The sequence below is a fragment of the Nocardiopsis dassonvillei subsp. dassonvillei DSM 43111 genome (genome assembly GCF_000092985.1).
GTDB lineage: Bacteria > Actinomycetota > Actinomycetes > Streptosporangiales > Streptosporangiaceae > Nocardiopsis > Nocardiopsis dassonvillei.
Map to the genome: position 1 here is coordinate 2,629,681 of NC_014210.1, position 24,589 is coordinate 2,654,269.

23 protein-coding genes are annotated in these 24,589 nt (G+C 72.6%); 13 read left to right on the forward strand and 10 right to left on the reverse strand.

Annotated features, from left to right (window positions below; translation table 11 throughout):
* Positions 1-29: 29 nt before the first annotated feature.
* Entirely contained in the window at positions 30-314 is a 285-nt protein-coding gene (locus tag NDAS_RS10880) for a 4a-hydroxytetrahydrobiopterin dehydratase (protein WP_013153228.1), read from the reverse strand.
* Between the two features lie 415 nt (positions 315-729).
* Here NDAS_RS10880 and NDAS_RS10885 point away from each other — a divergent pair, with 415 nt between their 5' ends.
* The 4 genes from NDAS_RS10885 to NDAS_RS10900 are packed head-to-tail and all read left to right on the forward strand — an operon-like array spanning position 730 to position 4,504.
* Positions 730-3,039 carry a sensor histidine kinase gene (locus NDAS_RS10885; RefSeq protein WP_013153229.1) on the forward strand — a complete coding sequence of 770 codons (2,310 nt, stop codon included), beginning with the start codon at positions 730-732 and terminating at the stop codon, positions 3,037-3,039.
* Complete coding sequence (locus NDAS_RS10890; RefSeq protein ID WP_013153230.1) at positions 3,039-3,497, forward strand: roadblock/LC7 domain-containing protein; 459 nt, start codon at positions 3,039-3,041, stop codon at positions 3,495-3,497. The genes NDAS_RS10885 and NDAS_RS10890 overlap by 1 nt, the downstream gene beginning before the upstream one ends.
* A gap of 4 nt (positions 3,498-3,501) precedes the next feature.
* Positions 3,502-3,882 (forward strand): DUF742 domain-containing protein, encoded by a 381-nt coding sequence (locus NDAS_RS10895; protein WP_174548378.1) that lies wholly within the window; start codon positions 3,502-3,504, stop codon positions 3,880-3,882.
* 46 nt (positions 3,883-3,928) lie between these two features.
* Positions 3,929-4,504 carry a GTP-binding protein gene (locus tag NDAS_RS10900; protein WP_013153232.1) on the forward strand — a complete coding sequence of 192 codons (576 nt, stop codon included), beginning with the start codon at positions 3,929-3,931 and terminating at the stop codon, positions 4,502-4,504.
* 304 nt (positions 4,505-4,808) lie between these two features.
* Here the strand turns inward: NDAS_RS10900 and NDAS_RS10905 are convergent, their stop codons facing one another.
* From NDAS_RS10905 to NDAS_RS10915, 3 genes are read right to left on the reverse strand one after another with little or no spacing between them, the layout of a single operon-like run.
* Positions 4,809-5,624: an ABC transporter ATP-binding protein gene (locus tag NDAS_RS10905; RefSeq protein WP_013153233.1), complete on the reverse strand. Its 816-nt coding sequence runs from the start codon at positions 5,622-5,624 to the stop codon at positions 4,809-4,811.
* 19 nt (positions 5,625-5,643) lie between these two features.
* Positions 5,644-6,735 (reverse strand): FecCD family ABC transporter permease, encoded by a 1,092-nt coding sequence (locus NDAS_RS10910; RefSeq protein ID WP_013153234.1) that lies wholly within the window; start codon positions 6,733-6,735, stop codon positions 5,644-5,646.
* Complete coding sequence (locus NDAS_RS10915; RefSeq protein WP_013153235.1) at positions 6,732-7,766, reverse strand: FecCD family ABC transporter permease; 1,035 nt, start codon at positions 7,764-7,766, stop codon at positions 6,732-6,734. The genes NDAS_RS10910 and NDAS_RS10915 overlap by 4 nt, the downstream gene beginning before the upstream one ends.
* Positions 7,767-7,907: 141 nt before the next feature.
* Between NDAS_RS10915 and NDAS_RS10920 the strand changes: the two genes are divergently transcribed.
* Together NDAS_RS10920 and NDAS_RS10925 are read left to right on the forward strand one after the other, a co-directional pair.
* Positions 7,908-8,915: an ABC transporter substrate-binding protein gene (locus tag NDAS_RS10920; RefSeq protein WP_013153236.1), complete on the forward strand. Its 1,008-nt coding sequence runs from the start codon at positions 7,908-7,910 to the stop codon at positions 8,913-8,915.
* Positions 8,916-9,092: 177 nt separating this feature from the next.
* Positions 9,093-9,893 carry a GNAT family N-acetyltransferase gene (locus NDAS_RS10925; RefSeq protein ID WP_013153237.1) on the forward strand — a complete coding sequence of 267 codons (801 nt, stop codon included), beginning with the start codon at positions 9,093-9,095 and terminating at the stop codon, positions 9,891-9,893.
* A gap of 42 nt (positions 9,894-9,935) precedes the next feature.
* Here NDAS_RS10925 and NDAS_RS10930 read toward each other — a convergent pair whose 3' ends face one another.
* From NDAS_RS10930 to NDAS_RS10950, 5 genes are all read right to left on the reverse strand, one after another.
* On the reverse strand, positions 9,936-10,703 hold the full coding sequence (locus tag NDAS_RS10930) for a sulfite exporter TauE/SafE family protein (RefSeq protein WP_013153238.1): 768 nt from the start codon (positions 10,701-10,703) through the stop codon (positions 9,936-9,938).
* Positions 10,704-11,011: 308 nt separating this feature from the next.
* Complete coding sequence (locus tag NDAS_RS10935; RefSeq protein ID WP_013153239.1) at positions 11,012-11,197, reverse strand: hypothetical protein; 186 nt, start codon at positions 11,195-11,197, stop codon at positions 11,012-11,014.
* A gap of 169 nt (positions 11,198-11,366) precedes the next feature.
* Positions 11,367-11,999 (reverse strand): alpha/beta hydrolase, encoded by a 633-nt coding sequence (locus tag NDAS_RS10940; RefSeq protein WP_013153240.1) that lies wholly within the window; start codon positions 11,997-11,999, stop codon positions 11,367-11,369.
* On the reverse strand, positions 11,996-12,946 hold the full coding sequence (locus tag NDAS_RS10945) for a ring-cleaving dioxygenase (protein WP_013153241.1): 951 nt from the start codon (positions 12,944-12,946) through the stop codon (positions 11,996-11,998). Before NDAS_RS10945 ends, NDAS_RS10940 begins: the two co-directional genes overlap by 4 nt.
* A gap of 161 nt (positions 12,947-13,107) precedes the next feature.
* Positions 13,108-14,352, reverse strand: a complete 1,245-nt coding sequence (locus tag NDAS_RS10950) for an MFS transporter (protein ID WP_041553135.1) — start codon at positions 14,350-14,352, stop codon at positions 13,108-13,110.
* Positions 14,353-14,422: 70 nt separating this feature from the next.
* Between NDAS_RS10950 and NDAS_RS10955 the strand changes: the two genes are divergently transcribed.
* Entirely contained in the window at positions 14,423-15,418 is a 996-nt protein-coding gene (locus NDAS_RS10955; RefSeq protein WP_013153243.1) for a LysR family transcriptional regulator, read from the forward strand.
* 103 nt (positions 15,419-15,521) lie between these two features.
* The gene (locus tag NDAS_RS10960; RefSeq protein WP_013153244.1) at positions 15,522-16,301 is read left to right on the forward strand and encodes an SDR family oxidoreductase; all 780 of its coding nucleotides are present in this window, start codon (positions 15,522-15,524) and stop codon (positions 16,299-16,301) included.
* Positions 16,302-16,476: 175 nt separating this feature from the next.
* On the opposite strand, the gene NDAS_RS29575 is transcribed toward NDAS_RS10960, so the two are convergent.
* Positions 16,477-18,351, reverse strand: a complete 1,875-nt coding sequence (locus NDAS_RS29575) for a serine/threonine protein kinase (protein WP_331998865.1) — start codon at positions 18,349-18,351, stop codon at positions 16,477-16,479.
* A 453-nt stretch (positions 18,352-18,804) separates the two neighbouring features.
* Between NDAS_RS29575 and NDAS_RS10970 the strand changes: the two genes are divergently transcribed.
* From NDAS_RS10970 to NDAS_RS10990, 5 genes are all read left to right on the forward strand, one after another.
* Complete coding sequence (locus tag NDAS_RS10970; protein ID WP_013153246.1) at positions 18,805-20,058, forward strand: cytochrome P450; 1,254 nt, start codon at positions 18,805-18,807, stop codon at positions 20,056-20,058.
* 18 nt (positions 20,059-20,076) lie between these two features.
* Entirely contained in the window at positions 20,077-21,198 is a 1,122-nt protein-coding gene (locus NDAS_RS10975; protein ID WP_013153247.1) for an endo-1,4-beta-xylanase, read from the forward strand.
* Between the two features lie 141 nt (positions 21,199-21,339).
* Positions 21,340-22,263 (forward strand): aminoglycoside phosphotransferase family protein, encoded by a 924-nt coding sequence (locus NDAS_RS10980; protein WP_013153248.1) that lies wholly within the window; start codon positions 21,340-21,342, stop codon positions 22,261-22,263.
* A gap of 317 nt (positions 22,264-22,580) precedes the next feature.
* Positions 22,581-23,546 (forward strand): alpha/beta hydrolase, encoded by a 966-nt coding sequence (locus NDAS_RS10985; protein ID WP_013153249.1) that lies wholly within the window; start codon positions 22,581-22,583, stop codon positions 23,544-23,546.
* 20 nt (positions 23,547-23,566) lie between these two features.
* Positions 23,567-24,535 carry a helix-turn-helix domain-containing protein gene (locus tag NDAS_RS10990; RefSeq protein ID WP_013153250.1) on the forward strand — a complete coding sequence of 323 codons (969 nt, stop codon included), beginning with the start codon at positions 23,567-23,569 and terminating at the stop codon, positions 24,533-24,535.
* The last annotated feature ends 54 nt before the right edge of the window (positions 24,536-24,589 follow it).

Below are 24,589 nucleotides of genomic sequence, written 5' to 3' on the forward strand. Positions count from 1 at the left end.
TCCTGTGCGCTGCTCCCCCTGGGTCGGGGTCAGGGGATGAGTTCGTCCACGCGGGCGGCCAGGGACATGTCCTTGTCGGTGACGGCTCCTTCGGAGTGGGTGCTCAGCGCCAGGTGCAGGGTGTCGTAGCGGATGTCGATGTCGGGGTGGTGGTCGACCTGTTCGGCCGCCTGGGCGATCTCGTTGACCAGGGCGATGGCGGCCGGGAAGTCGGGCAGGCGCACGGTGCGGCGGATGGCGGGTGCGGCGGGGTCCAGTTCCCAGTCGGTGAGGCGGGTCAGGCCGTCGCGGATCTGTTCCTCGGTGAGTCTCATGGTGGGCCCTCTCCCCCGGTGGCGGTCGTACGCGCCGGTGCGTGTACGGGTGGCTGTTGGGGGCTACGTACCCGTGTGCGGTGTGGGGGTCACCTGCGGTACGCGTGTTCTGTGAGGTTGGAGCCTGTGGTGGTCGGTGCGGCGGAGCCGCTCCTTCTGTCTTTTTGGAGGTTCAAGAAACCAAAGGCTCGACTGTACGACGTAGATTTTAATGTACTTAGTAGCTTAGTATTTCGCGTTACCAAGCTGAGGCCAGCCTTCCCACCTGCGCAGATCCTCCCCGTATGGGACACTGTGTCCCCCTCAGGCTTGCGCAATCCCCCGTTGAGCGGTTCACTCTGGGGAACTCCGGCCCCTCCCCCACCCCGGCGGACCCCCGCAGGTAGCCTCCGCCGCTCTCCCCCAAAGCGAGCCCATGCCCCACAACAAGCGCCGTTCGCTTCGCGCCCGCATGATCACGCTGGTCCTGTTCCCCAGCACCGTGCTGCTGGCCCTGTGGGCCGCCTTCACCGCCCTGCTCGTCGGCGACATCGGTGAACTGCGCACCACCGCCACCTTCACCGAACAGGTCGGCGTCCCCGTCGAGGAGACCATCAGCGCGCTCCAGCGCGAACGCCGCGCCACCATGGACGCGGCCTGGGGCACCGAGCGCACCGCCCTGTACCTGACCTACTCGCGCCAGCGCACCGACGAGGCCGTGGACGCCCTCAGCCGGAGCCTGGACGCCTTCGACGTGCAGGACCTGCCCGAACAGGCCCTGGCCTTCCGCGCCGCCGTCAACCGCGTCGACACCCTGCGCGCCCGGGTGGACGCCTCCTCCCCCACCGAGATCGACCTGGAGGAGACCTCCACCGTCTACGACGAGGTCATCGAACAGGGCCTGCGCGTGTGGGACGGCCAGGTCGAGCGCGCCGACCCCGCCCAGGCCCCGCACCTGCGCTCCCTGACCTCGCTGATGCGCACCCGCGAACTCCTCAACCAGCAGGACACCGTCCTGGCCCACGCGGTGGCCACCAACTCCTTCCCCGTCCAGGCCCACGCACAGTTCGCCGCCGCGGCCGGAGCCCAGCACTACACCTGGGACCGGGTCGTGGTCGAGATGAGCGAGGAGGACGGCCAGGACTACATCGAGCTGGAGTCCTACAGCGAGGTGCAGCGCATCTACCAGCTCCAGGAGAGCATCATCTCCATGCCCGTGCGGGGCGGGGCCACCGTGCCGGTCAACGCCACCGCCTGGCAGGGCGCCGCCGAGGCCGTGGACGCGCGCATGCGCGACGTCGAACAGGGCCAGATCGACCGGGTCATCGCCTTCAGCCGCTCGCAGTCGGCCGAGCTGCGCACCAGCGTCCTGCTGGTGAGCGTGCCCGCCCTGGTGGCCGCCCTGGTCTCCTCCGCGGTCGCGGTGGGCGCCACCCAGCGCCTGGGCAGGCGCCTGCAGGACCTGCGCACGGCCACCCTGGAGCACGCCCGGGTGCGCCTGCCGGAGGTGACCGCACGGCTGCGCGCGGGCGGCAGCGTGGACGTGGACGCCGAGGTGCCGCGGCTGCGGGTGGAGAGCACCGACGAGGTCGGGCAGGTGGCCGAGGCCTTCAACGACGCCCAGCGCGCGGCCGTGGCGGCGGCGGTGGAGGAGGCGCAGGTGCGCGCGGGCGTGCGCAACATGTTCCGCAACATCGCCCGGCGCACGCAGGCGCTGGTGCACCGCCAGCTGGGGCTGTTGGACGCGCTGGAGCGCGCCGAGACCGACCCCAAGGTGCTGGAGTCGCTCTTTCGCATCGACCACTTCAGCACGCAGATGCGGCGCAACGCCGAGAACCTGATGCTGCTCAGCGGGGACGCCCCCGTGCGGCGGGGACTGGCGCCGGTGCGCCTGCACGAGGCGGTGCGGGCCGCGGCCAGCGAGATCGAGGACTACGTGCGGGTGCGGGTGCTGGCGGTGCCGGCGGTGGCGCTGCGCGGCGAGGTGGGCGCGGACACCGTGCGGCTGCTGGCGGAGCTGCTGGAGAACGCCACGTCCTTCTCGCCCCCGGGCACGGAGGTGACGGTGCGCGGCCGGGCCGGGGAGGCGGGCGGGTGCGTGCTGGAGGTGCGCGACCGGGGGCTGGGGATGACGCGGGAGCAGTTGGAGGCGTCCAACGCGCTGCTGCGCGACCCGCCGCGCTTTGATCTGGCCCGGATGCGCGAGGACTCCCAGCTGGGGTTGTTCGTGGTGGCCACCATCGCCGCGCGCCACGGCCTGGAGGTGACGCTGAGCGCCGGGCCCGAGCGCGGCGCGTGCGCGGTCGTGGCCGTTCCCGCCGACGCGCTGGCGGACCAGGGCGCGGGCGCCGCGGAGCCGGGCGGGGACCGGGAGGCCGCGACCGCGCGGTCGCAGCGGCTGGTCCTGGCGGGCGGGGTCGAGGAGCGGGCGGCGCGGGAGGACGGGGCCCGGGCCGCGCCCGAGACCGCGGACGCGGCCGGGGACGAGGACACGGGCGATACCTACAAGGGTCTGCCCCGGCGGCGGCGCAAGGGCGTGCAGCCCTCCCCCGCGCCCGCCCCGGCCGCGCCCGGGCACCCCGGGGAGTCCGGGGGCCGGGAGGCGGCGGCCGAGCGGTCGCTGACCGAGATCCGGTCGATGATGAGTGCTTTCCAGTCCGGGAGCCTGCGCGGGCGCGCACAGCCCCTGGACGGGGATGGAGACGGCGTGCGCGGTGCGCGCCCCGGTGAGAGCTCGGAAGGGTGATGTCGATGACGGCGGACGCTGCGGCGGGAGACAGGACGGCCGAGGCGGTGGAGGGGCAGTCCCCGGCCAGGACGCTGGACTGGCTGCTGGGCGACCTGGTGCGGCGGGTGGCGGGGGCGCGGCACGCGCTGTTGCTGTCGGCGGACGGGCTGCTGCTGTCGTGCTCGGACGACCTGGGGCGCGAGCAGGGTGAGCGGCTGGCCGCGATCGCGTCCGGTTTCGCGAGCCTGGCCCGTGGCGCTCGGGGGCAACTGGGGGCCGCGGAGGTGCGTCAGACGGTGGTGGAGATGGACAACGTGTTCTTCTTCGTGCTGGCCGCCGGTCAGGGCGCGTCGCTGGCGCTGGTGGCCGAGTCCACGTGCGACATGGGCCAGGCGGCGTTCGAGGTGAACCGTCTGGTGCGCCAGGTGGGTCCGCACCTGTCGGCGCTGCCGCGGCGCGGGAGTGTGAGGAGGTGAGGGCGTGGACGCTGAGCCGTCCGGTGGGGCGTCGGGACGGGAGTGGTCGTTCGAGTCGAGTCTGATCCGGCCGTACTCGTTGACGGGTGGGCGCACGCGTCCTTCGCGTACGGACTTTTCGATGACCTCGCAGGTGGTCGCGGTCGCCCCGGCTCCCGCCGGGGAGGTGGACCCGGAACTGGAGCTGATCCTGTCGCTGTGCGCGCGGCCGGTGTCGGTGGCCGAGGTGGCCTCGCGGTCGGGGTTTCCGCTGGGGGTGACGCGGATCCTGCTGGCGGACCTGTTGGACCAGGGCCGTGTGGTGGTGCGCACCTCCGACTGGGAGCGGCACCGGCCCGACGCCGAGACGCTGCGCTCGGTGCTGGAGCGCATCCGTCAGCTGTGAGGGGCAAGGGTGGTGTCGAGGTGGAGTGGATGTGTCGTTGGTCGTGATGGACGCTGAGGGTGCGGGGCCGGTTCCCGACACCCTCAAGATCGTGGTCGCGGGGGGATTCGGGGCGGGTAAGACCACCCTGGTCTCGGCGGTGAGCGAGGTGGAGTCGCTGCACACCGAGGAGGTCATGACCTCCGAGAGTGTGGGCGTGGACGATCTGGACGGGGTGGAGGCCAAGGCGACCACGACGGTGGCCCTGGACTTCGGCCGGATCACGCTGGACGGGTCGACGGTGGTGTACCTGTTCGGTACGCCGGGTCAGCGGCGGTTCTCGTTCATGTGGGAGGAGTTGACCGAGGGCGCTCTGGGCACGGTGGTGTTGGCCGACACCCGGCGGTTGGCGGACTCCTTCGACGCGATCGACTTCTTCGAGTCGCGCGGGGTGCCGTTCGTGGTGGCGGTGAACTGCTTCGACGGGCAGCGCACGCACCGGGCGGACGACGTGCGGGTGGCGCTGGACCTGGAGGAGCGGGTGCCGCTGCTGCTGTGCGACGCCCGGGACCGGGAGTCGGTCAAGGAGGTATTGGTGGAGCTGGTGGCTCTGGTGTTGCGCCTGGAGCTGTCGGGCGCCTGAGAGGGGACGCCCCGAGGGAGGGGCGCGGTGGGGCCCGGGTCGCGTGGTGCGCCCCGGGCCCCACCTGTCGCCCAGGGCCTCGGGGGTCCGTTTCGGTGGTGGTCCCGGGCACCCGTCGGCGGGTTTCTGCGGGGGAGGCTCCCCTCCCCCGCCCCGCGCCCCCACATCCCCACCCCTGCGGTTCTGGCACCGGCGACGTGTCCAGTCCCTGCCCGCGCGCCAGGGGGCGGGGTTGGGCCCTGCGGGGCCTGGCGTGCCCCTCCCCCGCCGGTGCGTCCCGCGGCCGGGCCCGTCGGCGGCGGGGTCAGCGGGCGGCGCCGCGGCGGTCCACGGGCACGATCATCGGGGTGTCGGTCTCGGGATCGGGGATGATGCGCACGGGCAGGCCGAAGACCTCCTCGACCAGGGACGCGGTGACCACGGTGGAGGGGTCGCCCTCGGCGACGATGGCGCCCTCCTTCATCACGATCAGGTGGGTGGCGTAGCGGCAGGCGTGGTTGAGGTCGTGCAGGACCGCGACCAGGGTGTAGTCGCGTTCGGCGTGCAGCTGCGCGCACAGGTCGAGCATGTCCATCTGGTGGGCGATGTCGAGGTAGGTGGTGGGCTCGTCCAGCAGCAGCAGGGGGGTCTGCTGGGCCAGGACCATGGCCAGCCACACGCGCTGGCGCTGCCCGCCCGAGAGCTCGTCCACCGACCGCTCGGCCAGTTCGGCCACGCCGGTGGAGGCCATGGCCTCGGCCACGACCGCCTCGTCCTGCTTGGACCACTGGCGCAGGAACCCCTGGTGGGGGAAGCGGCCGCGGGCCACCAGGTCGGCCACGCCGATGCCGTCGGGGGCGATGGAGGTCTGCGGCAGCAGCCCCAGGCGGCGGGCGACCTCCTTGGCGGGGTAGGAGCTGATGGCCTTGCCGTCCAGGTGCACGTGGCCGTGCGCGGGCTTGAGGGTGCGCGACAGGGCCCGCAGCAGGGTGGACTTGCCGCAGGCGTTGGGTCCCACGATCACCGTGAAGGAGTTGTCGGGGATGGTGACGGCCAGGTCCCGGGAGATGACGCGCTGCTCGTAGGCCAGGGTGAGGTCGCGGCCGTTGAGGCGGGAGGCGGAGTGGTCGGCGATGGTCATCGTTCTTCCTCGGTTTCGGTCAGGCACGTCCGCCGCGCCATTCGGTGTAGAGCAACCAGATCAGGTAGCTGCCGCCGATGACGGCGGTGACCACGCCCACGGGCAGCTGGGTGGGGGCCAGGGCGCGCAGCGCGACCAGGTCGGCCACCGCCAGCAGGGCGGCGCCCATGAGCGCGGATCCGGCCAGGGTGGTGCCGCCGGTGCGCATCAGGCGGCGGGCCAGCTGGGGTGCGGCCAGGGCGACGAAGCCGATGGGGCCCGAGACGGCGATGGCGGCGCCGGTCAGGGCGCTGGCGGCGGCCAGGGCGGTCAGCTGGGTGGAGCGGGTGGGCACGCCCAGGCCGCGCGCGGTGTCCTCCCCCAGTTCCATGAAGCGCAGGCGCTGGCCCAGGGCGAGCAGGACCGGTCCCAGCAGGACCAGGCAGATCCACACGGCCGCGACCTCGGCCCAGCCGCGGCCGTTGAGGCTGCCGATCATCCAGATCTGGGCGCCGAGGGCGTCGGTGAGTTCGGCTCGGGTGAGCAGGTAGTCGCGGACGGCGCCGAGCATGGCGGCCATGCCGATGCCGACCAGGACCAGCCTGTAGCCCTGGACGCCGTTCTTGGTGGAGAGCAGGTACACGGCGGCGGCGGTGAGCATGCCCCCGGCGATGGCGCCCAGGGACACGCCCAGGCGTCCGGCGCCGAAGAGCAGGATGACGGCGACGGCTCCGGTGGCGGCGCCGCCGGTGAAGCCGATGATGTCGGGGCTGCCCAGGGCGTTGCGCGACAGGCTCTGGAAGACGGCTCCGGCGAGCCCTAAGGCGGCGCCCACGCCGATGGCGGTCAGGGCGCGGGGCAGGCGCACCCCTTGGACGAAGAACACGTCCAGGCGTTCGCCGTAGCCCGCGATCGCGGCGGGCACGGCGCCGAGCGGGATCTCGTAGTCGCCCACGGCCACCGAGACGATCAGGGCGGCGGCGCTGAGCGCGGTCAGGACGGCGGCGACGACGAGGGTGCGCGGGCGCACCAGCAGGGACAGGCGTTCGCCGAACAGGCGCAGGGCGAAGGAGCCGCGGGGTGTGGTGCGGGCGCGCTCGCGCGGGCGGCGGGGTGTCAGGGTGCGGCTCACAGGTGGGCCATTCTCGTGCTGCGGACCAGGGCGATGAACAGGGGGGCGCCGACGAAGGCGGTGATGATGCCGACCTCCAGTTCGGCGCCCGGCACGATGACGCGGCCCAGGGTGTCGGCGGCGGTGAGCAGGACGGCGCCCAGGACCGCGGAGTAGGGCAGCAGCCAGCGCTGGTTGGGGCCGGTGACCAGGCGTGCGGCGTGGGGGATGATGAGGCCGACGAACCAGATGGGGCCCGCGGCGGCGGTGGCGGCGCCGCACAGCAGGATGACGCCCACGGCGGTGGCGGCGCGGATGAGGGGGATGTTGGCGCCCAGGGTGGCGGCCAGGTCGTCGCCCAGGGCGACGGCGTTGAGGGAGGGGCCCAGGCACAGGGTGAGGACGATGCCCGCGACGAGGAAGGGCGCCACCTGCCAGAAGACGTCCAGGTCGCGTCCGACCAGGGAGCCGACCTGCCAGAAGCGGATGCGGTCGAAGACGAACTCGTTGAGGACGAACACGCCGTGGATGAGGCCTTGGAGGACGACGGCGACGGCGGTTCCGGCCAGGGCCAGGCGTACGGGGGTGGCGCTGGAGCGTCCGCGTGAGCCCAGGGCGTAGACGGCGACGGCGGCCAGGGCGGCGCCGGCGAAGGCGGGCCAGACGTAGCCGGTGCCGGTGGCGCCGAAGGCGATGACGGCGATGACCACGGCCGCGGCGGCGCCGGAGTTGACGCCGAGGATGCCGGGTTCGGCCAGGGGGTTGCGGGTCAGGGCCTGCATGAGGGCTCCGGCCAGGCCCAGGGCGGCGCCGACGAAGACGCCGATGACGGTGCGGGGGACGCGCAGGCTGCGGATGACGTCGTGGTCGTAGGAGCCGTCGTAGGCGGTCAGCGCGGCCCACACGTCGGCGGCGGGGATGGGTTTGCTGCCGACGGTGACGCTGAGCAGGGCGCACAGGGTGAGCAGGCCCAGGGCGGCGACCAGCCCGAGGGGGCGGATGATGCGCCTGGTGAGTGTGGGGCGCGTGAGGGTGGGGGCGCGCAGGGCCACGGCTTCCCCGTTCGTTGTGGCGTGGGTGGTGGACGCGGCTGCCCCGGTGGGGTGCAGCCTGTGGGCGGCACCGGTGCACTGCGCGCCGCCTCGGACAGGTTAGCCTTACCTTCATCCTGTTCGCACGGAAGGGTGCCCGTTATGCCCGAGTTGTCGCGTCCTGTGCGTGCCCTGGCCACACTAACCGCCCTGGCGGCACTGACCCTGTCCGGCTGCGCCGCCCCGCCCTCCTCCCCCCGAACCGGCGACGGGCCCACGCGCACCGTACAGGCCGCCAACGGAGAGGTGGAGATCCCCGCCGCACCCCAGCGCGTCGCCGTCCTGTGGCGCCCCACCCTGGCCGCCGCGACCCTGCTGGGACACGACGTGGCCGCCACCATGGGCACCCCCGGCGCACCCGAACAGGGACTGGCCCCCTTCCTGCCCCCGGGCGCCGACGGCGACGCCCTGACCCTGGTGACCAACTCCCCCGCCGAGGACGACGTCCAGCTCGAAGCACTGGCCAACGCCGCCCCGGACCTGATCATCGGCGTCCACACCCGGTCCGGCGCCCAGGCGCAGATGCTGTCGGACCTGGAGGCCATAGCGCCCACGGTCCTGCTGGAGTGGGAGGGCACCGGATCCTGGCGCGGCCACCTGCACCAGGTCGCCGAGGTACTCGACGCCCCCGAACAGGCCGAGCGTGCCGTGGCCGAGTACGAGACGGCCCTGGAGGAAGCGCGCGAGCAGATCACCGGGGCCGGGGTGGATCCGGCCGCCACCGAGGTCTCGCTCGTACGGCTGCAGAGCCCCAGCGAGATACGCCTGGAGACGCCCGCCTCCTTCCCCGGACAGATCGTCCGGGACCTGGGCCTGGCCCGCCCCCGGGGCCAGCACCAGGCCCAGGGCGCCACCGACTTCATCGCCCTGGGCTATGAGCACCTGGAACGCGCGGACGGCGACACGGTGTTCGTCCTGGCCGGATCGGGCTACCCCGACGCGCCCCGCACCTTCTCCGAGGGGGTGTGGTCCAACCTGCGGGCGGTGCGGGACGCACGGGTGTACCGCATGGACCACGACGTGTGGGGCGCGGCCAACCACCACGCCGCGCACCGCATCGTCCAGGACGTGACCGCGGCGCTGACCGGACAGGCCGAACCCGCGGTGTGAGGGTCAAGGTCACAGATCGGGCGAACCCGCCGGTAACCCCGGGCGCGCCCGCCATCGTGGACGTACACGCCACGCGCTGACCCCGCCCGGCGGGGCGAGGAGCCACGCCGCCCGGGCACCCCGCGCGGCACAGCACGCACCGGGCCCTCCTCGGGCCCCACCCGCCGAGGGGGCCTGATGAGGGACCGCACCGCGTCGATCGAGTCGATGGAGCAGCTCACCCGGGTCTGGCGCACCCTGGTGCTGGACCGCGACCCCCACGCCGACGTGCGCGACCTGCCCGGCCTGGCCGTGCGCTGGGCCGACTGCCGGTTCGCCTTCTGGAACTGCCTCACCCTGACCGGCGTCGACACCGACGCCGCGGACCTCGAACACGCCCTGCACCAGGCGGAACGGGTGATGCGCGCCAAGAGGCGCCCCGGTTTCCTGTGGCTCTTCGAGGACCTGCTCGACCCACGGGCGCGCGAGCACCTGCGCGAGGCGGCCCACCGGGCGGGACTGGAGCACGCCTTCGGCGGCGTCGGCATGGCCGCGGACCTTGCGCACCTGCCCGAACCCTCCCACCCCGACCTGACGTTCGTACGCGTGAGCACCGACGCACACCTGCGCTCCTACGCCGACCTGAACTCCCACGCCTACGGCTTCACCCCGCAGGAGGGCCGCGACGGGCTCGTGGGATCCGCCCTGTGGAAGGACGGCGTCCACGCCTACCTGGGCATACGCGAGGGCGAGGCGGTCACGTGCGCCGCGACGGTACGCGCGCGGGACTGCCTGTTCGTCGTGCTCGTGGCCACCGCACCGCGGTGGCAGCGCAGGGGCTACGCCGAGGCCGTCACCCGCAAGGCCCTGTACGAGGGCGCCCGGGCCAGCGGCCTCAGGCGCGCCGTACTGCAGGCGACCGAGGCCGGAGCGCCCGTGTACCCGCGCATCGGTTTCACCGCCAACTCGCCGGTGCGCTTCTACCGGCTGCGCGACTGACCGCACCGCGCGCGGGGCGCGCGCCCCGCGCCTCAGGCGGCCTCAGGTGAAGATGTCCCAGCCCATGCGCACGAGCAGGGCGATGACCACCACCAGCAGCACCGCGCGCACGAACCCCGAACCCCGCCGCAGGGCCATACGCGCCCCGATCTGGGCGCCGATGATGGTGCACACCGCCAACCCCAGGCCCAGCAGCCAGTCGATGTGCCCGCCCAGACCGAAGACGACGAGCGCTCCCAGGTTGGTGCACACGTTGACGATCTTGGCCGAGGCCGAGGCCTCGACGAAGTCCATGCCGACCACGGCGGTGAAGGCGATGATGAGGAAGACGCCGGTGCCCGGGCCGATGAGGCCGTCGTAGAAGCTCACGCCCAGGCCCGCGACGGCCACCACCGCCAGGGCGCGGTTGCGGGTGCGCAGGCGGCGGTCGGAGGCGACACCCATGGCGGGGCGGAAGTAGACCATGAGGGCGACCCCGGCCAGGACCACCATGATGACGGGTTTGAGCACGTCGGCGGTGAGCGCGGCGGCCATGGCCGCGCCCAGCCCCGAGCCCAGCAGGGCCAGGGCTGCGGTGGGCGCGACCACGCGGCGGTCGATCCTGACCTTGCGGGCGTAGGCCAGGGCGGCGGAGGTGGTGCCGAAGACGGCGCCCAGCTTGTTGGTGCCCAGCAGGGTGGCCAGGGGTGTGGTGGGTGCGGCGACCAGCAGGGCGGGCAGCAGGAGCAGGCCGCCTCCACCGACGACGGCGTCGACCCAGCCCGCTGCGACACCGACCAGCAGGAGCAGGCCGAGGATCTCGGGGTCCATCTACCGCGCGCGCCCGAGGGAAGAGGTGATCATGGGTTCTTTTCGTGGCGGGGATGGCTGACGCACGCAGCCTACTCTTCGCCTCGGAGCGGGTGTGGTCCCAGGGTGTCCTTTGCCCGTGGCTTCGCGCCGGTGCGCGCGGCCGGGAGGGGATGGCGGGGGTGCCGGGGGCGGGTTCACGAGGGAAGGGGTGAACCCGCTGTGCGTCGCTGTGCCCGCTGGGTCCCGCTCCTCGGACGTCCACCCAGGGGAGGGACGACGTCGTGGACGTCCGGCGAAGGCGGCGGTCAGGCCCGCGGGGCCAGCGCTCAGACGGTGATGGTGATGTTGTCGATGATGTCGTCGAGGAAGCCCTCGTCACTGAAGAAGTGCAGGGGGCGGGAGAACCCGGTGGACACGGAGTCCGCCGAGGCCGGGGCGGCGCCGACCAGCAGGACGGTGGCCAGGACGGCACCGGCGGCGGCACCAGCCAGGGCACGTTGCGTCAAGCACATGAAAACCACTCCATGTCACGTTGGGTGTGCATTTCGCTGCCGATGGTATCCATTTTGGTGAGTGTCGCGCTGACTTTTTCGCGATAAACAGGAGTACACGGCCCACGACGCGCGAAGCGGCGACGCCCAGGGTCAGGGGACGCCGCCGCGGTTCGAGGAGAAGCGCAGGTCAAAACCGTGATCGGGCGAACCAGTCGCGGGCCCGCTCCAGCACCTGGGGCGCCACCTGGTGCCCGCCGGGGTGCTCCTCGACCTGCACCCGGGCCCCGCGTTCGCCCAGCTGGTCGGCCAGCAGGCGCGCCTGGTCCACGGTGGTGATCGGGTCGGCCGCGCCGAAGCCCAGGAACACCCGCACCCCCGACAGGTCCACCGGGTCGGGTCGGCGCCCCTGCAGCGGAGCCCCGGCCGCGAACAGGGCCGCGCCCCGCAGCAGGTGCGGGTGGAGCAGCAGCAGGGCGGCGCCGGTGTTGGCGCCGTTGGAGAACCCGCTGACCACGACCCGCTCCGGGTCCAGGTCGTAGGCGCGCACGGCCTCGGTGACGAAGGCGGCCAGGTCGGCGGTGCGCTCGATGAGGTCCTCGACGTCGAAGACGCCCTCGCGCACCCGGCGGAACCACCGGTTCATACCGTTCTCGTCCACCGTGCCGCGCGGTGAGAGCAGGGCCGCGCCCGGGGCCAGGGCCCGCCCCAGCGGCAGGAGGTCGTGCTCGTCGGCGCCGGTGCCGTGGAGCAGCAGCAGGGTGGGCGCGTCCGGGACCGTGGCCGGGGTGAAGACGTGGACGAGGTCGTCGACGCCGCTCACCGGCGGGTCTCCAGGGCGGGCAGGTGGGCGGCGATCTGCTCGCGGTCGGGCTCCAGCCACGGCGGGAGCCTGAGCGAGCGGCCCAGCTCCAGCAGAGGCTCGTCGTAGTCGAACCCGGGGCCGTCGGTGGCGATCTCCAGCAGCACGCCGCCGGGCTCGCGGAAGTAGATGGAGGTGAAGTAGCAGCGGTCGCGGACCTCGGTGACGCCCACGCCGTCGGCCTCCAGGCGTTGGCGCCAGGCCTCCTGGACGGGGCCGTCCGGAGCGCGGTAGGCCACGTGGTGGACCGTTCCGGCGGCGACCAGTCCGCGCGGCGCGCGGGGGTCGGCCACCACGTCGACGATGGTGCCCACGCCCTGGCCGGAGGCGTTGGTGTGAAAGCGGGTGCGCCCCCCGCTCTCATCCGCCAGGTGGAAGCCCAGCTGCCCGCCCAGCATCTGGACGGTGCCCTCCACGTCCTGCTCGGTCAGGGTCACCGCGCGGATGCCGCGGATGGCGTGTTCGGGCGGTACCGCCCCCCCGTCCCAGGGGTCGGTGTCGTGGTGGTCGGCGCTGGCGGCCAGTTCGATGACCAGGCCGTCGGGGTCGCGCAGGCTCAACACGTCCTCCTCACCGCGCTCGGCGGGACGGGTGGCCTCCACGTCCAGGGAGGCCAGGTGCCGGGCCCACCAGCCCAGGGAGCCCTCGGGCACGGAGAAGGTCGTGGTGGTGGCCTGGCCCGCGCCCACGCGCCCGCGGGGCGCGCCGGGCCAGGGGAAGAAGGTCATGATGGTGCCGGGGTTGCCCGCGCGGTCGCCGTAGTAGAGGTGGTAGGTCTGGGGCGCATCGAAGTTGACCGTGCGCTTGACCATGCGCATGCCCAGGGCGCGCAGGTAGAAGTCGGCGTTGGCCTGCGGATCGCTGGCGATCGCGGTCACGTGGTGGATTCCCGCGGGGCGCACGTCCATGTCCCTCACCCTTCGTCGAGTTCGCCGGGGCGCCTGCCAATGTAGTTTAAATTTAAACTACCACGGTGGTGTGCTCCCTTCCCACACTCCCCCCAAGACGGCCCCGGGGACAAGCACACCGCCCGCGCGGCGCCAGAGCGCGACACGGGCGGTGACGGCCCCTACCGCAGACGGCGCAGACGCAGACCCGCCGCCGCGGCCACCGAGCACAACCCCAACGCGAAGACCACCGCCCCACCCCAGCCCACGGCGTCGTAGACCAGACCGCCCAACCAGCCGAACAGGCTCGACCCCAGGTAGTAGGCCAGCGTGTAGACCGCCATCGCCTGGGCCCGCCCCCGCACCGCGCGGGTACCCACCCACGCCGAGGCGGTGGCGTGCGCACAGAAGAAACCGAAGGTCATCACCAACAGGGCCGCCAGCAGACCCGGCAAAGCCGTGGCGAACATCCCGCCCAACCCGGCGGCCATCAACACGGTCGCCGTGGTGAGCACCGCGTACCCGCCCCAACGCGCGCTGGCTCCCCCCGCCACCGCCGAACCCAGCATCCCCGCCGTGTAGGACAGGAAGAGCAGCGAGGCCGCGGCCTGGGAGAGCCCGAAGGGCTCGGCCATCAGACGAAAACCCAACAGGTTGTAGACCGTCATGAAGGCGCCCATCAGCAACAGGGCCTGGGTGTAGAGGGCGATCAGCCCGGGCGTGGTCACCGCCGCACGCAGGCGCCCGCCCACCCCGCCCCCGCCCGACCCCCGCGACGGGGACGCCTCCCCCCGCACCGCGACGGTGCGCACGGCCCGCGGCCGACGGGGCAGGACCAGCGCGAACACAACCAGCGCGACCAGGGCCAGCAGGGTGTTGGCGGCGATCCCCCACTGCCAGCCGCCCAGATCCGCGGCGAACCCGGCCAGCAGACGCCCGCCCATCCCGCCCAACGGGTTGCCCGCGATGTACAGGCCCGTGGCACGCGAGGCGTCGGCCGGGTGGATTTCCTCCGACAGGTAGGCCACCGCCGCGGCCGGCACCCCGCCCAGAGCCGCACCCTGCAACGCGCGCAGCACCAGCAGCGGCCACAGATCGGCGACGAAGGGGATCACACAGCCCAGCAGCGTCGCGGCCAGCAGGGAGACACCGATGACACGCGCACGACCGAAGCGGTCCGCCGCCCCGCTCCAGACCAGGGTGAACCCGGCCAGGCCGCCCGTGGCCAGCGAGACCGCGAGCGCGGCCTGGGAGGCCGAGGCGCCGAAACCCTCCGCGATCGCGGGCAGGATCGGCTGGACCGCCCACAACTGGGCGAAGGTCGCCACGGCGGCGGCCACCAGCGCGATGACCGTGCGCCGGTAGGCGCCGGTCCCCGCACGGGGACGGGTGTCGTCATCAGGCGGCGAGGCACTGGTCAGGCTCATACCGTCCACGCTAGAAAGACCGGTTTCATACGTCCAATGCATGCTTTGGCGTTGACCCATACTGGAACGCATGGAACGCAGTGAACACGACGACACCGACGCCCTGGCCCAGATCCTGGCGCCCCGCCTGCGCATGGTGGCCGCGGTGGCCGCCACCGAGCACATCACCCAGGCCGCCGAAGCGCTGGGCACCCCCCAACCGACCCTGAGCCGGGCCCTGGCCCGAACACAGGAGGAACTGGGCATGGCACTGGTCGAACGCACCGGACGCGGAGTACGACTGACCCGCGCCGGAAGACTGCTACTGCCGCACGTGGAACGAGCCCTGGCGGACCTGCGCCAGGGCCTGGCCGAACTGACCGGAGCCGAGGAGGGCCGGGTCGCGCTGACCTTCCTGCCCACACTGGGCGTGGAAGTGGTCCCGGCACTCCTGCGGGACTTTCGCGCCCGGCACCCGGGGGTGCGCTTCTCCCTCACCCAGGAGCCCTGGTCGGAGTCCCTGCACCGGCTCACCGCCGGCGGCGCGGACCTGGCACTGACCTCACCGCTGCCCTCGGGTCAGGGACTGGCGGCGGCCACACTGCACACCCAGGTACTGCGCCTGGTGGTGCCCGAACAACACCCGCTCGCACAGGAACACCAGACACCGGACGGCGGGACGGCGGGCCAAGAAGCGGGCGCGGCACCGCCCGGGGTGACGGTGACCGCCGCGGCACACGAGGAGTTCATCCTGCTCAAACCCGGACGGGGCGTACGCCACCTGACCGACCGCATCGTGGAACAGGCGGGATTCACCCCCCGGGTGGCCTTCGAGGCCGACGACATCGCCACCGCACGCGGACTGGTCGCGGCGGGACTGGGGGTGTCCGTGCTCCCGGCCCGCCCCAAGGGACCGCTGAGCGGAACGGTGGAACTGGGCATCGAGGGCGTGGACGCCCGCCGCCCCATCGGCGTGGTCTGGCCCCAGCAGGGGTCGGGCGGCGGCTACGAACCCCCCGCGGTGGCACTGTTCCGCGACCACGTGCGGCGGGTGGGCCCGCGCCTGATCCCCGACCTGACCGGCTGAGGGCACACCCGCCCAGCGCCCCACCCGGCGGTGGACCCGCCCAGGCCCGCGCTCACGCGAAAACCACTGGTGCGCGGCACAGGAGCCGCGCGAGTATCACCCCATGACGCACACACCACCCTCCCACCCGCCCCGCCCCGTCGCCCTGGTCACCGGCGTGGGCCGCACCATCGGCATCGGCTCCGCCGTCGCCCGCCGCCTGGCCGCCTCCGGATGGGACGTGGCCTTCACCCACTGGAACGCCTACGACGCCCGCATGGACTGGGGCGCCGAACCGGACGCGACCCGCACCATCCTGGACGCCCTGGCCGAGCACGGCGCCCGCGCCGTGGCCATCGAGGCCGACCTGGCCGACACCGCCACCGCCGCACACGTCTTCGACACCGCCCAGGAGCGGTTGGGCCCGGTGAGCGCACTCATCATGTGCCACTGCGAGTCGGTCGACTCCGGACTCCTGGAGACCACCGTGGACAGCTTCGACCGGCACTTCGCGGTCAACGCCCGCGCCACCTGGCAACTGGCCCGCGAATTCGGCCTGCGCTTCACAGCAGAGCACGGCACCGGACGCATCATAGCCCTGACCAGCGACGACACCGTGGGCAACCTCCCCTACGGCGCGAGCAAGGGCGCCCTGAACCGCATCGTGCTCTCCTGCGCGCGCGAGCTGGCCCACCTGGGGGTGAGCGCCAACGTCATCAACCCCGGCCCCGTCGACACCGGCTGGATGTCACAGCGGACCAAGGACGACTGCCTCCAGCACACCCCGCTGGGGCGCCTGGGCACACCCCAGGACACCGCGGACCTGGTGGAGTTCCTGTGCTCACCCCGCGGGCGGTGGATCAACGGCCAACTCCTGACCAGCGACGGCGGCATCTCCGCCTGACCCGCCCCCACCGCCGGGCGCGGGAGAGGGGCCCCGCGCCCGGAAGGGGCGGCGCGCCGCCCCGGCCCGGCCCACACGGCCACCCACCGGGTCCCGGCGAACACCTCCCGGCTGACGCGGACCGCCCGGGCCGCCCCGTGGGCGTCGGCGACGCCGACCAGGACCCACCCCGGACTCAGCCCCAGAAACCGAAGCTGTACAGCAGGCCGTTGGTCGCCGCGATCGCACCCAACGCCAACACCGCACCCGTGACGAACGACGTACGCAACGACCTGACCAGGTACTCCAACGACACCAGGTTGTTCAAGATGAAGTACCCCAGCATCATCGCGTGCCAGAAGGACTCCCACCGGAAGGGCTCGAACGCGTACGGCGCCCCCGTCCACACCTCGGTCTCGGTGGTGAACCACGCCCACGCCAACGCCGCCCCGTACCCCAACGGCACCTGGATCAGCGGAATGATCAGCAGCGGCAACAGCTTGACGAAACCCCACAGGCCCGGCTGGTCGGCATGGCGCGCCTGGCTCTGGGCGCGGCGCGCGGCCTCCTGCTCGGCCCGCACCCGCTCACGGTGGGCCCGCTCCGCCTCCTGACGGCGCCGGTGCTCCAGCCGCTGCTCCTGCTGCTGACGCTGCTGCTCCTCCGCCCGCCTGCGCTGCTCCTCCTGGTGGCGCTGCTGCTCCTGCATCCGCCGCTGGCGCTGCTCCTCCTGCTGACGCAACTGCTCCTGCTGCTGGCGGCGCGCGTCCGCGGCCGGATCACGCCGATCGCCGTACAGGTCGGCGTAGGCGTCCTCCTGGCTGGGCCGGTCCGGCTGCCGGTGACCCGCGGCCTCCTCCCGCCCGTGGGAAGCACCGCCCTGACCGTGAGCCGCCCCCTGGCCATAGGCCGTGGCGCCCTGACCGTACTGGGCGGTCGGCGGAACCTGCTGCCCCGACGGGAAACGGGCCGTGGCCCCATACCCCTGCTGCTCACCCCACACCGAGGTCGCACCGCCCTCGTGCCCCGGCGCCTGCGGCGTGACACGGGTGGCCGCCTCATCACCGAACACACCCGCACCAGCCGCAGCTCCCGCCGCACCACCCACAGCAGCAGCACCACCCTGCCCCAACACCTCCGTGCGCTGGTGCTGACCGGTGACACGCCCATCCCCAGCAGCGGCCGCCAACGCCCCGTTGACCTTGGCCACCTGCTCCTGGACCCCCCGCATCACCGCCGCGGGCAACCAGGTCGGCCCCGTGGCCACATCACCCAGGTAGTCCAGGATCTCCCCCGGCCCCGGACGACCCTGCGGATCCTTGGACAAACACGCCGCCACCAGATGACGCAACGACTCGGGCACACCCGACAGATCCGGCTCACGACTGATGATGCGCATGACCATGGTGGGCATACTGCCCTCACCGAAGGGACCCGTCCCCGCCGCCGCGTAGGCCAGCACCGCACCGTAGGCGAACAGGTCACTGGCCGGGGTGAGCGCCTCCCCCTGCACCTGCTCCGGACTCATGAACCCCGGCGTACCGATCACCGACTGCGTGGCCGCCGTACCGTCGGTGGCACGGGCGATACCGAAATCGATCACCCGCGGCCCGTCCTCGGCCAACAGCACGTTGCCGGGCTTGAGGTCACGGTGGATCAACCCCACCCTGTGGATGTCGGCCAACGCCTCGGCCAGACCCGCCGCGAGCACCCGCACACTCGCCTCCGGCAACGGCCCGTGGTCGTGCACCGCCGTGTCCAACGGCAACGACGGCACGTACGAGGTGACCAGCCAGGGCACCTCGTCATCGGGACCCGCGTCGATCACCGGCGCGGTGAACGCACCGCTGACCTGACGGGCGGCGTTGACCTCACGGGCGAAACGCTCCCGGAAGGAGGCGTCGGCGGCCATGTGCGGATGAATGCGCTTGACCGCCACCGCACGCCCCCCGGCCGAGCGGCCGAAGAACACCTGGCCCATGCCGCCAGAGCCCAAACGGCCGATCAGCCGGTACCGGCCGATACGTTCCGGGTCACTGGGATCGAGCCTAAGGGACACTACAGCCTCCACACACGACGTTTCGCCACCCCCGGGTGCCAGAGGATGACCACCGCCTCCCCCGGTGCCCGAGCACCCGCCGGAAAGACGCCTGCCCCCAACCTATCGGCGGGCGCGCCCCCAGCCTCCCCCGCCAACCCCGGCGTGTGCGCCGATACGCGCCCCCACACCCCCCGACACCGCCCCGACCCGGCACCCGCCCCGCACCTGTGACACCCCACCCACCCACCGGGTCCGCCCCGCCCCGGCCGACCACACCCACCGCCCCACACCCGCACAACCCCCCACAACCCCGACCACCTGCGACAACCCCACCACCACACCCCACCCGTCAACGCCGCACCCCAACGACGAACCACCCCGCAAAGTTCCCCCCTGACCGCAGGCGGCCAACTCACCCACCCGCCTGACCAGGCACCCCCCACCCGCCTAGGGTCGAAAAAACACGCGACAGGAGAACACACCATGCACATCCCCGACGCCCTGCGCACCGACGCCCACCTGCGCCTGGCCCACGCCACCTCCTGGACCGCCGCCCAAGCCGGCGACCACCCCAGCAGACTCCTGCACTACCCCTGGCGCGACAACCCCTACCCCACCTACCAACGCCTGCGCGACCAAGGCCACTTCGCCACCAGCAAACTCGGCTTCCGCACCGCCAACACCTACCAAGCCGTCAGCGCCCTGCTACGCGGACGCGAATTCGGCGTCCAACCCCCCGACGGCACCGCCCCACCCCAGCAGTTCGACATCCTGGACCTGTCCTTCCTCATGAAGGACCCACCCGAACACACCCGCCTGCGCCAACTCGCCCGCCCCGCCTTCAGCCCCCGCCGCATGAGCGAGTACGAAACCCACATCACCAAGATCACCCACGAACTCCTGGACAAGGCCACCGCCAAGGGCCACTTCGACCTCATGCGCGACTTCGCCCAACCCCTGCCCATCGCCGTCATCAGCCACCTGCTCGGCGTCCCCGCCGCCCAGGACGCCGAGTTCGTCCGCATCGGCCACGCCCTGGGCAGCGCCCTGGACGGCGCCCGCTCGGCGAGTCACCTGCGCAGCATCCACCAGGCCACGGCACAATTGGACCTGCTGTTCACCCGGCTCATGCGACAGCGCCGCGCCGACCCCCGCGATGACGTGGTCTCCACCCTGGTCACCCAGGCCGACGACGGCCACCTCACCGCGACCGAACTGAGCACCATGTGCCGCCTGCTGCTGATCGCCGGGTTCGAGACCACCGTGAACCTCATCGGGAACGGGGTGATGGCCCTGCTGCGCCACCGCCACCAGTGGGAACGCCTCGTCGCCGACCCCGACCTGGCCCCAGGCGCCGTGGAGGAGATCCTGCGCTTCGACTCACCCGTCCAGATGACCAGCCGCTGGGTCCACACCGACACCACCGTCCAACGCCAACCCCTGCGCCGCGGCGGCTACACCATGTGCCTCATCGGATCCGCCAACCGCGACCCCGCACGCTTCACCGACCCCGACCGCTTCGACATCACCCGCCCCGACGCCGCCGACCACCTCTCCTTCTCCAGCGGCGTCCACTACTGCCTGGGCGCACCCCTGGCCCGCCTCGAAGGCCGCATCGCCCTACGCGCCCTGGCCGAACGCCTCCCCCACCTGCGCCCCACCGCCCCACCCACCCGCCGACCCACCGCCGTCGTACGCTCCCTGTCCGCCTTCCCCGTCACCACCGGCACCCGGTAGAAGGTGAGAGCCGACCAGATGCCCAGCACGGCCTCCTCCCCCTGGCGCCCGCTCACCCGCGGACGCGGAGCCCTGCTGACCGCCACCGCCCTGTGCGCGATCATCCTCCTGGTCACCGCGATCCTGGCCCTCACCCTGCCCGCCCAACCAGAATCCACCGGCGCCGCACAACTCCCCCACCTGGCCCGCCAGAGCGACATCGACCTGGGCGTCGCCGTAGCCGTCAACCCCCTCGTCCACGACCGCGAGTACCGCTCGGTGGTCACCGAGCACTACACCTCCCTGACCGCCGAGAACACCATGAAATGGGAGTACGTCCAACCCCGACGCCACACCTTCGACTGGAGCGGCCCCGACACCGTCGTCGACTTCGCCGAACGCAACAACCTCACCGTGCACGGCCACACCCTGCTCTGGCACAACCAACAACCCGCCTGGCTCGCACAAGGCACCTGGACCCCCGACGAACTACGCCAGGTCATCCGCGAACACATGCAGGCCCTCATGGGCCGCTACCAAGGACGCGTCACCTCCTGGGACATCATCAACGAACCCTTCGAGGACAGCGGCCCCCGCCTACGCGACAACCTCTGGTACCAGGTCCTGGGCGAGGACTACATCGCCGAGGCCCTCACCACGGCCCACGAGATCGACCCCCAGGCCCGCCTCTACATCAACGAGTTCGGCATCGAAGGCGGCGGCCCCAAGACCGACGCCCTCTACCAACTGGTCACCACCCTGCTCGAACGCGACGTCCCCCTGCACGGCATCGGCTTCCAGAGCCACTTCATCCACGGACACGTCCCCGACGACCTCGCCGAACAACTACGCCGCTTCACCGACCTGGGCCTGGAGGTCAGCATCAGCGAACTCGACGTACGCATCCCCGAACCCGTCCCCAACGGAGCCCTCCAGGACCAGGCCCGCGAATACGCACAGGTCGTCCAGGCCTGCCTGGACGTACCCCGCTGCGTACGCGTGTCCGTGTGGGGAGTCAGCGACCAGCACTCCTGGATCCCCGAATGGTTCCCCGGCTACACCGCCGCACTGCCCTTCGACGACTCCTACGCACCCAAACCAGCACTCAACGCCATGGTCCAGACCCTCTCCCGCCGACACCCCCGTCCCCCGACGCACTGAGCACACACACCCCCACCCGCCCACCCGCTACCCTCGAACCCCACAACGAACAACGAACGAGGTGTTCGGTATGCGTTAGACCCGTGGCCCCCCGGCGCTCCTTCGTCACCAGCCAAACCACAACGACGAAGGACACACCACATGCACGACGACACTCCCCCCATCCGCGTCCCCGACGCCCTCGCACCCCTGCTCGACCGCTTCTTCGGACCCCAGTGGACCCAAGGGCTGCCCGAACTCACCCGGCGCCAGCTCGAACGATGGGACCTGCACCCCGTGGGCGCGCCCATGCACGGCATGGTCGCCCTCGTCGTCCCCGTACGACTCCCCCACGGGGACTCCGCCATGCTCAAGCTCCAGCCGGTGGACGAGGAGAGCCGGGGCGAACCCGACGCCCTGCGCGCCTGGAACGGCGACGGCGCCGTACGCCTCCTCCGACACGACCCCGGCACCGGCGCCATGCTCCTCGAACCCCTCGACCCCGCACGCACACTCGACACCGTCCCCATCGACCAGGCCCTCACCACCACCGGCTCCCTCCTGGCCCGCCTCACCGCACACCAGGCACCACAGGGCATGCGCACCCTGGCCGACACCACCCGCGCCATGGTCACCCGCGCCCAACACCTGGCACCACGCCTGCGCACCGCACACGAACGCGACCGCATGAACGCACTCGCCGCCCGCGCCCGCGAGATGGCACCCGAAGCCGGAGACCGGCTCCTGCACTGGGACCTGCACTTCCAGAACGTGCTCGCCCCCCTGCCCGGCGCCGACCGCGAACCCTGGCTCGCCATCGACCCCAAACCCCTCGCCGGAGACCCCGGCTTCGACCTCTTCCCCACCCTGCACAACCGCTGGGACGAAGCCCTCGCCACCGGCGACCCCCGAAAAGAGACCCGCCGCCGCCTGGACCTGGTCTCCGAGGCCGCCCGCGTCCCCCGCGACCGCGCACGCGCCTGGACCCTCGTCCGCGTCCTCCAGGAATGCGTCTGGGCCATCGAGGACGGCGAACCCGGCCTGCCCCGCGTACCGGTGACCATCGCCGAAGCCCTGGGCGCCTAGGCTGTGTTTTTTTGAACCTCCGCTCCGCTGCGGTTCGTGCTCGGCGCCCCTAAGGGCGGGAACCTTCGGCCCTACGTCGACATCCTCGTTCCTCGGACGCCGCCTCCGGGCCTCCAGAACCCCGCCGGGCGCCTCGCCACCGCCCCGGCCGCCCCCGACGCACGAGGTTGTCGTCGGGGACAGCCGGGGCGGACCAGGAACACCACCGCAGCACACCCCGCCGTGTGGCGGCACACACCCGCCACACGGCACTGCCCCACACCCGCACCCGCCCCCGACAATGGTGACGCACGACACACCACCAACGGAAGGCACCCGTGACCACACCACCCCGCCCCGCACTCGACCCCGAACTCGCCGCCGCCCTCACCCTCCTCGGCGACGAGATCACCCCCTCCATCACCCCCGACATGATCCCCTCCCTACGCCAACGACGAGCCCACCTCCTGCCCACCGACACCACCCTCCACCCCGCCTACACCGAAACCCCACACCACGCCCCCAGCCACGACCACACCCCCATCCCCCTCATCCACTGGCACCCCACCCACACCACCGCCCCCACCGGCGCCCTCTACTGGATCCACGGCGGCGGCATGATCATGGGCTCCCACCGCGGCACCGAGATCCCCGGCCTCCTCGAAACCGCCCACGAACTCGACCTCGCCCTCATCTCGGTCGACTACCGCCTGGCCCCCGAACACCCCCACCCCACCCCCGTCGAGGACTGCTACGCGGGCCTGACCTGGATCACCGACAACGCCACCGACCTCGGCCTGGACCCCACACGCATCGTCATCGGCGGAGGCAGCGCGGGCGGCGGCCTCGCCGCCGCCACCACCCTGCTCGCCCGCGACCGCGGCGGCCCCGCCCTCCAGGGACAACTGCTCATCTGCCCCATGCTCGACGACCGCAACGACACCGTCTCCTCCCACCAGATGGCCGGAACCGGCGTATGGGACCGCACCTCCAACGCCACCGGCTGGACCGCCCTGCTCGGCACCCACGCGGGCGGCCCCGACGTCTCCCCCCACGCCGCGCCCGCCCGCGCCCAGGACCTGTCCGGACTACCCCCCGCCTTCCTGGACGTGGGCTCCGCCGAGACCTTCCGCGACGAGGTCGTCGACTACGCCTCCCGCATCTGGCAGGCGGGCGGATCAGCCGAACTGCACGTGTGGCCCGGCGGCTTCCACGGCTTCGACGGCATCGCCCCCCAGGCCGCCCTCAGCCGCAGCGCCCGCGCCCAACGCCTGCCCTGGCTGCGCCGGATCACCGGAGCCTGAACCCGGGGCACCATGAAGGCATGAGAGAGCTCCTGGGCAGGATCTCCGCGCTGGACCCCGAAGCGGGCGCCGCCGTCAAGGTCATCGCCTACTTCGACGAACTCACCGGAGCCGGAGTCGAACCCGTCATCCGCGGCGCCGCCGTCCTGACCGGCGTCCCCGCCGGGTTCACCCACCCCGGACGCGGCCTCGCGCTGCGCGCCGACCCCGCCGGAGAGGTCCGGCGCACCGCCGCCGACCCCGACCCCTCCTGGCACTCGATCCGGGTCGGCGGCGGCGTGCTGTGGCTGGAACGCGCCACCGCCGGCCCCGGCCCGGTGGAGGCGATGGTCCTCGAACGCGCGGCCGCCGCCCTGCGCGCCCGGCTCGAACACGCCCCGCCCCCGGCGGGCGGACGCACAGCCCTGGCCCGGGCCCTGGTCGACGCCGACCTGCCCGAGGAGCAGCGCGCCCGGGCCGCCCGCCGGTACGGGCTCGCCCCGGGGTCCCGGGCCCGCGCGGTGGCCGACCACGGCGGCGGCGTGCGCGTCCTGGCCGCCGAGGAGCCCCCGGGCGCGCGGCGGGCGGGGGTGGGACCGGCCGTGGAGGCGCTGGACCTGCCCTCCTCCTGGCACGACGCCCGCAAGGCGCTGCGCTTCACCGCCCGGGGCACCGGCGCCGACCCGGGCCCGCGCGTGGTGTTCGCCGAGGAGTTGGGCGGGCTGCTGCTCCTGGCCGACACCGTGCGGCCCGGCGGCGAACCGGTGCCGGACGTCGCGGCCCTGGAACGGGTGGCACGCGAGGCCCCGCCGCTGCTGGCGGTCCTGGACGCGGTGGCCTCCTCCCCCAGTCTGCGGGCGGCGGCCCGGGCGCAGGGCCAGCACCACTCCACGCTCCAGGAAGGCCTGGGGCGGGCCGAACGCCTGCTGGGCTGGCCGGTGCGCGAGGTGTCGGGGCGGCTGCGCCTCCAGGTGGCACTGGCCCTGCGCCGGTTGTACTGCAATCTCTGATTGTCGTTCTTGTTTTCTCTCTGTTGAGATAAGCGAAGGAAACAGGCACCTTTA

Excerpts from the sequence above, each read along its gene's own strand:
- NDAS_RS10920 (WP_013153236.1), top strand. The coding sequence starts at position 7,908 with ATGCCCGAGTTGTCGCGTCCTGTGCGTGCCCTGGCCACACTAACCGCC.
- NDAS_RS10990 (WP_013153250.1), top strand. The coding sequence starts at position 23,567 with ATGAGAGAGCTCCTGGGCAGGATCTCCGCGCTGGACCCCGAAGCGGGC.
- NDAS_RS10975 (WP_013153247.1), top strand. The coding sequence starts at position 20,077 with ATGCCCAGCACGGCCTCCTCCCCCTGGCGCCCGCTCACCCGCGGACGC.
- NDAS_RS10885 (WP_013153229.1), top strand. The coding sequence starts at position 730 with ATGCCCCACAACAAGCGCCGTTCGCTTCGCGCCCGCATGATCACGCTG.
- NDAS_RS10950 (WP_041553135.1), bottom strand. The coding sequence starts at position 14,352 with ATGAGCCTGACCAGTGCCTCGCCGCCTGATGACGACACCCGTCCCCGT.
- NDAS_RS10900 (WP_013153232.1), top strand. The coding sequence starts at position 3,929 with ATGGACGCTGAGGGTGCGGGGCCGGTTCCCGACACCCTCAAGATCGTG.
- NDAS_RS10970 (WP_013153246.1), top strand. The coding sequence starts at position 18,805 with ATGCACATCCCCGACGCCCTGCGCACCGACGCCCACCTGCGCCTGGCC.
- NDAS_RS10880 (WP_013153228.1), bottom strand. The coding sequence starts at position 314 with ATGAGACTCACCGAGGAACAGATCCGCGACGGCCTGACCCGCCTCACC.
- NDAS_RS10980 (WP_013153248.1), top strand. The coding sequence starts at position 21,340 with ATGCACGACGACACTCCCCCCATCCGCGTCCCCGACGCCCTCGCACCC.
- NDAS_RS10890 (WP_013153230.1), top strand. The coding sequence starts at position 3,039 with ATGTCGATGACGGCGGACGCTGCGGCGGGAGACAGGACGGCCGAGGCG.
- NDAS_RS10955 (WP_013153243.1), top strand. The coding sequence starts at position 14,423 with ATGGAACGCAGTGAACACGACGACACCGACGCCCTGGCCCAGATCCTG.
- NDAS_RS10930 (WP_013153238.1), bottom strand. The coding sequence starts at position 10,703 with ATGGACCCCGAGATCCTCGGCCTGCTCCTGCTGGTCGGTGTCGCAGCG.
- NDAS_RS10925 (WP_013153237.1), top strand. The coding sequence starts at position 9,093 with ATGAGGGACCGCACCGCGTCGATCGAGTCGATGGAGCAGCTCACCCGG.
- NDAS_RS10935 (WP_013153239.1), bottom strand. The coding sequence starts at position 11,197 with ATGTGCTTGACGCAACGTGCCCTGGCTGGTGCCGCCGCCGGTGCCGTC.
- NDAS_RS10945 (WP_013153241.1), bottom strand. The coding sequence starts at position 12,946 with ATGGACGTGCGCCCCGCGGGAATCCACCACGTGACCGCGATCGCCAGC.
- NDAS_RS10960 (WP_013153244.1), top strand. The coding sequence starts at position 15,522 with ATGACGCACACACCACCCTCCCACCCGCCCCGCCCCGTCGCCCTGGTC.
- NDAS_RS10905 (WP_013153233.1), bottom strand. The coding sequence starts at position 5,624 with ATGACCATCGCCGACCACTCCGCCTCCCGCCTCAACGGCCGCGACCTC.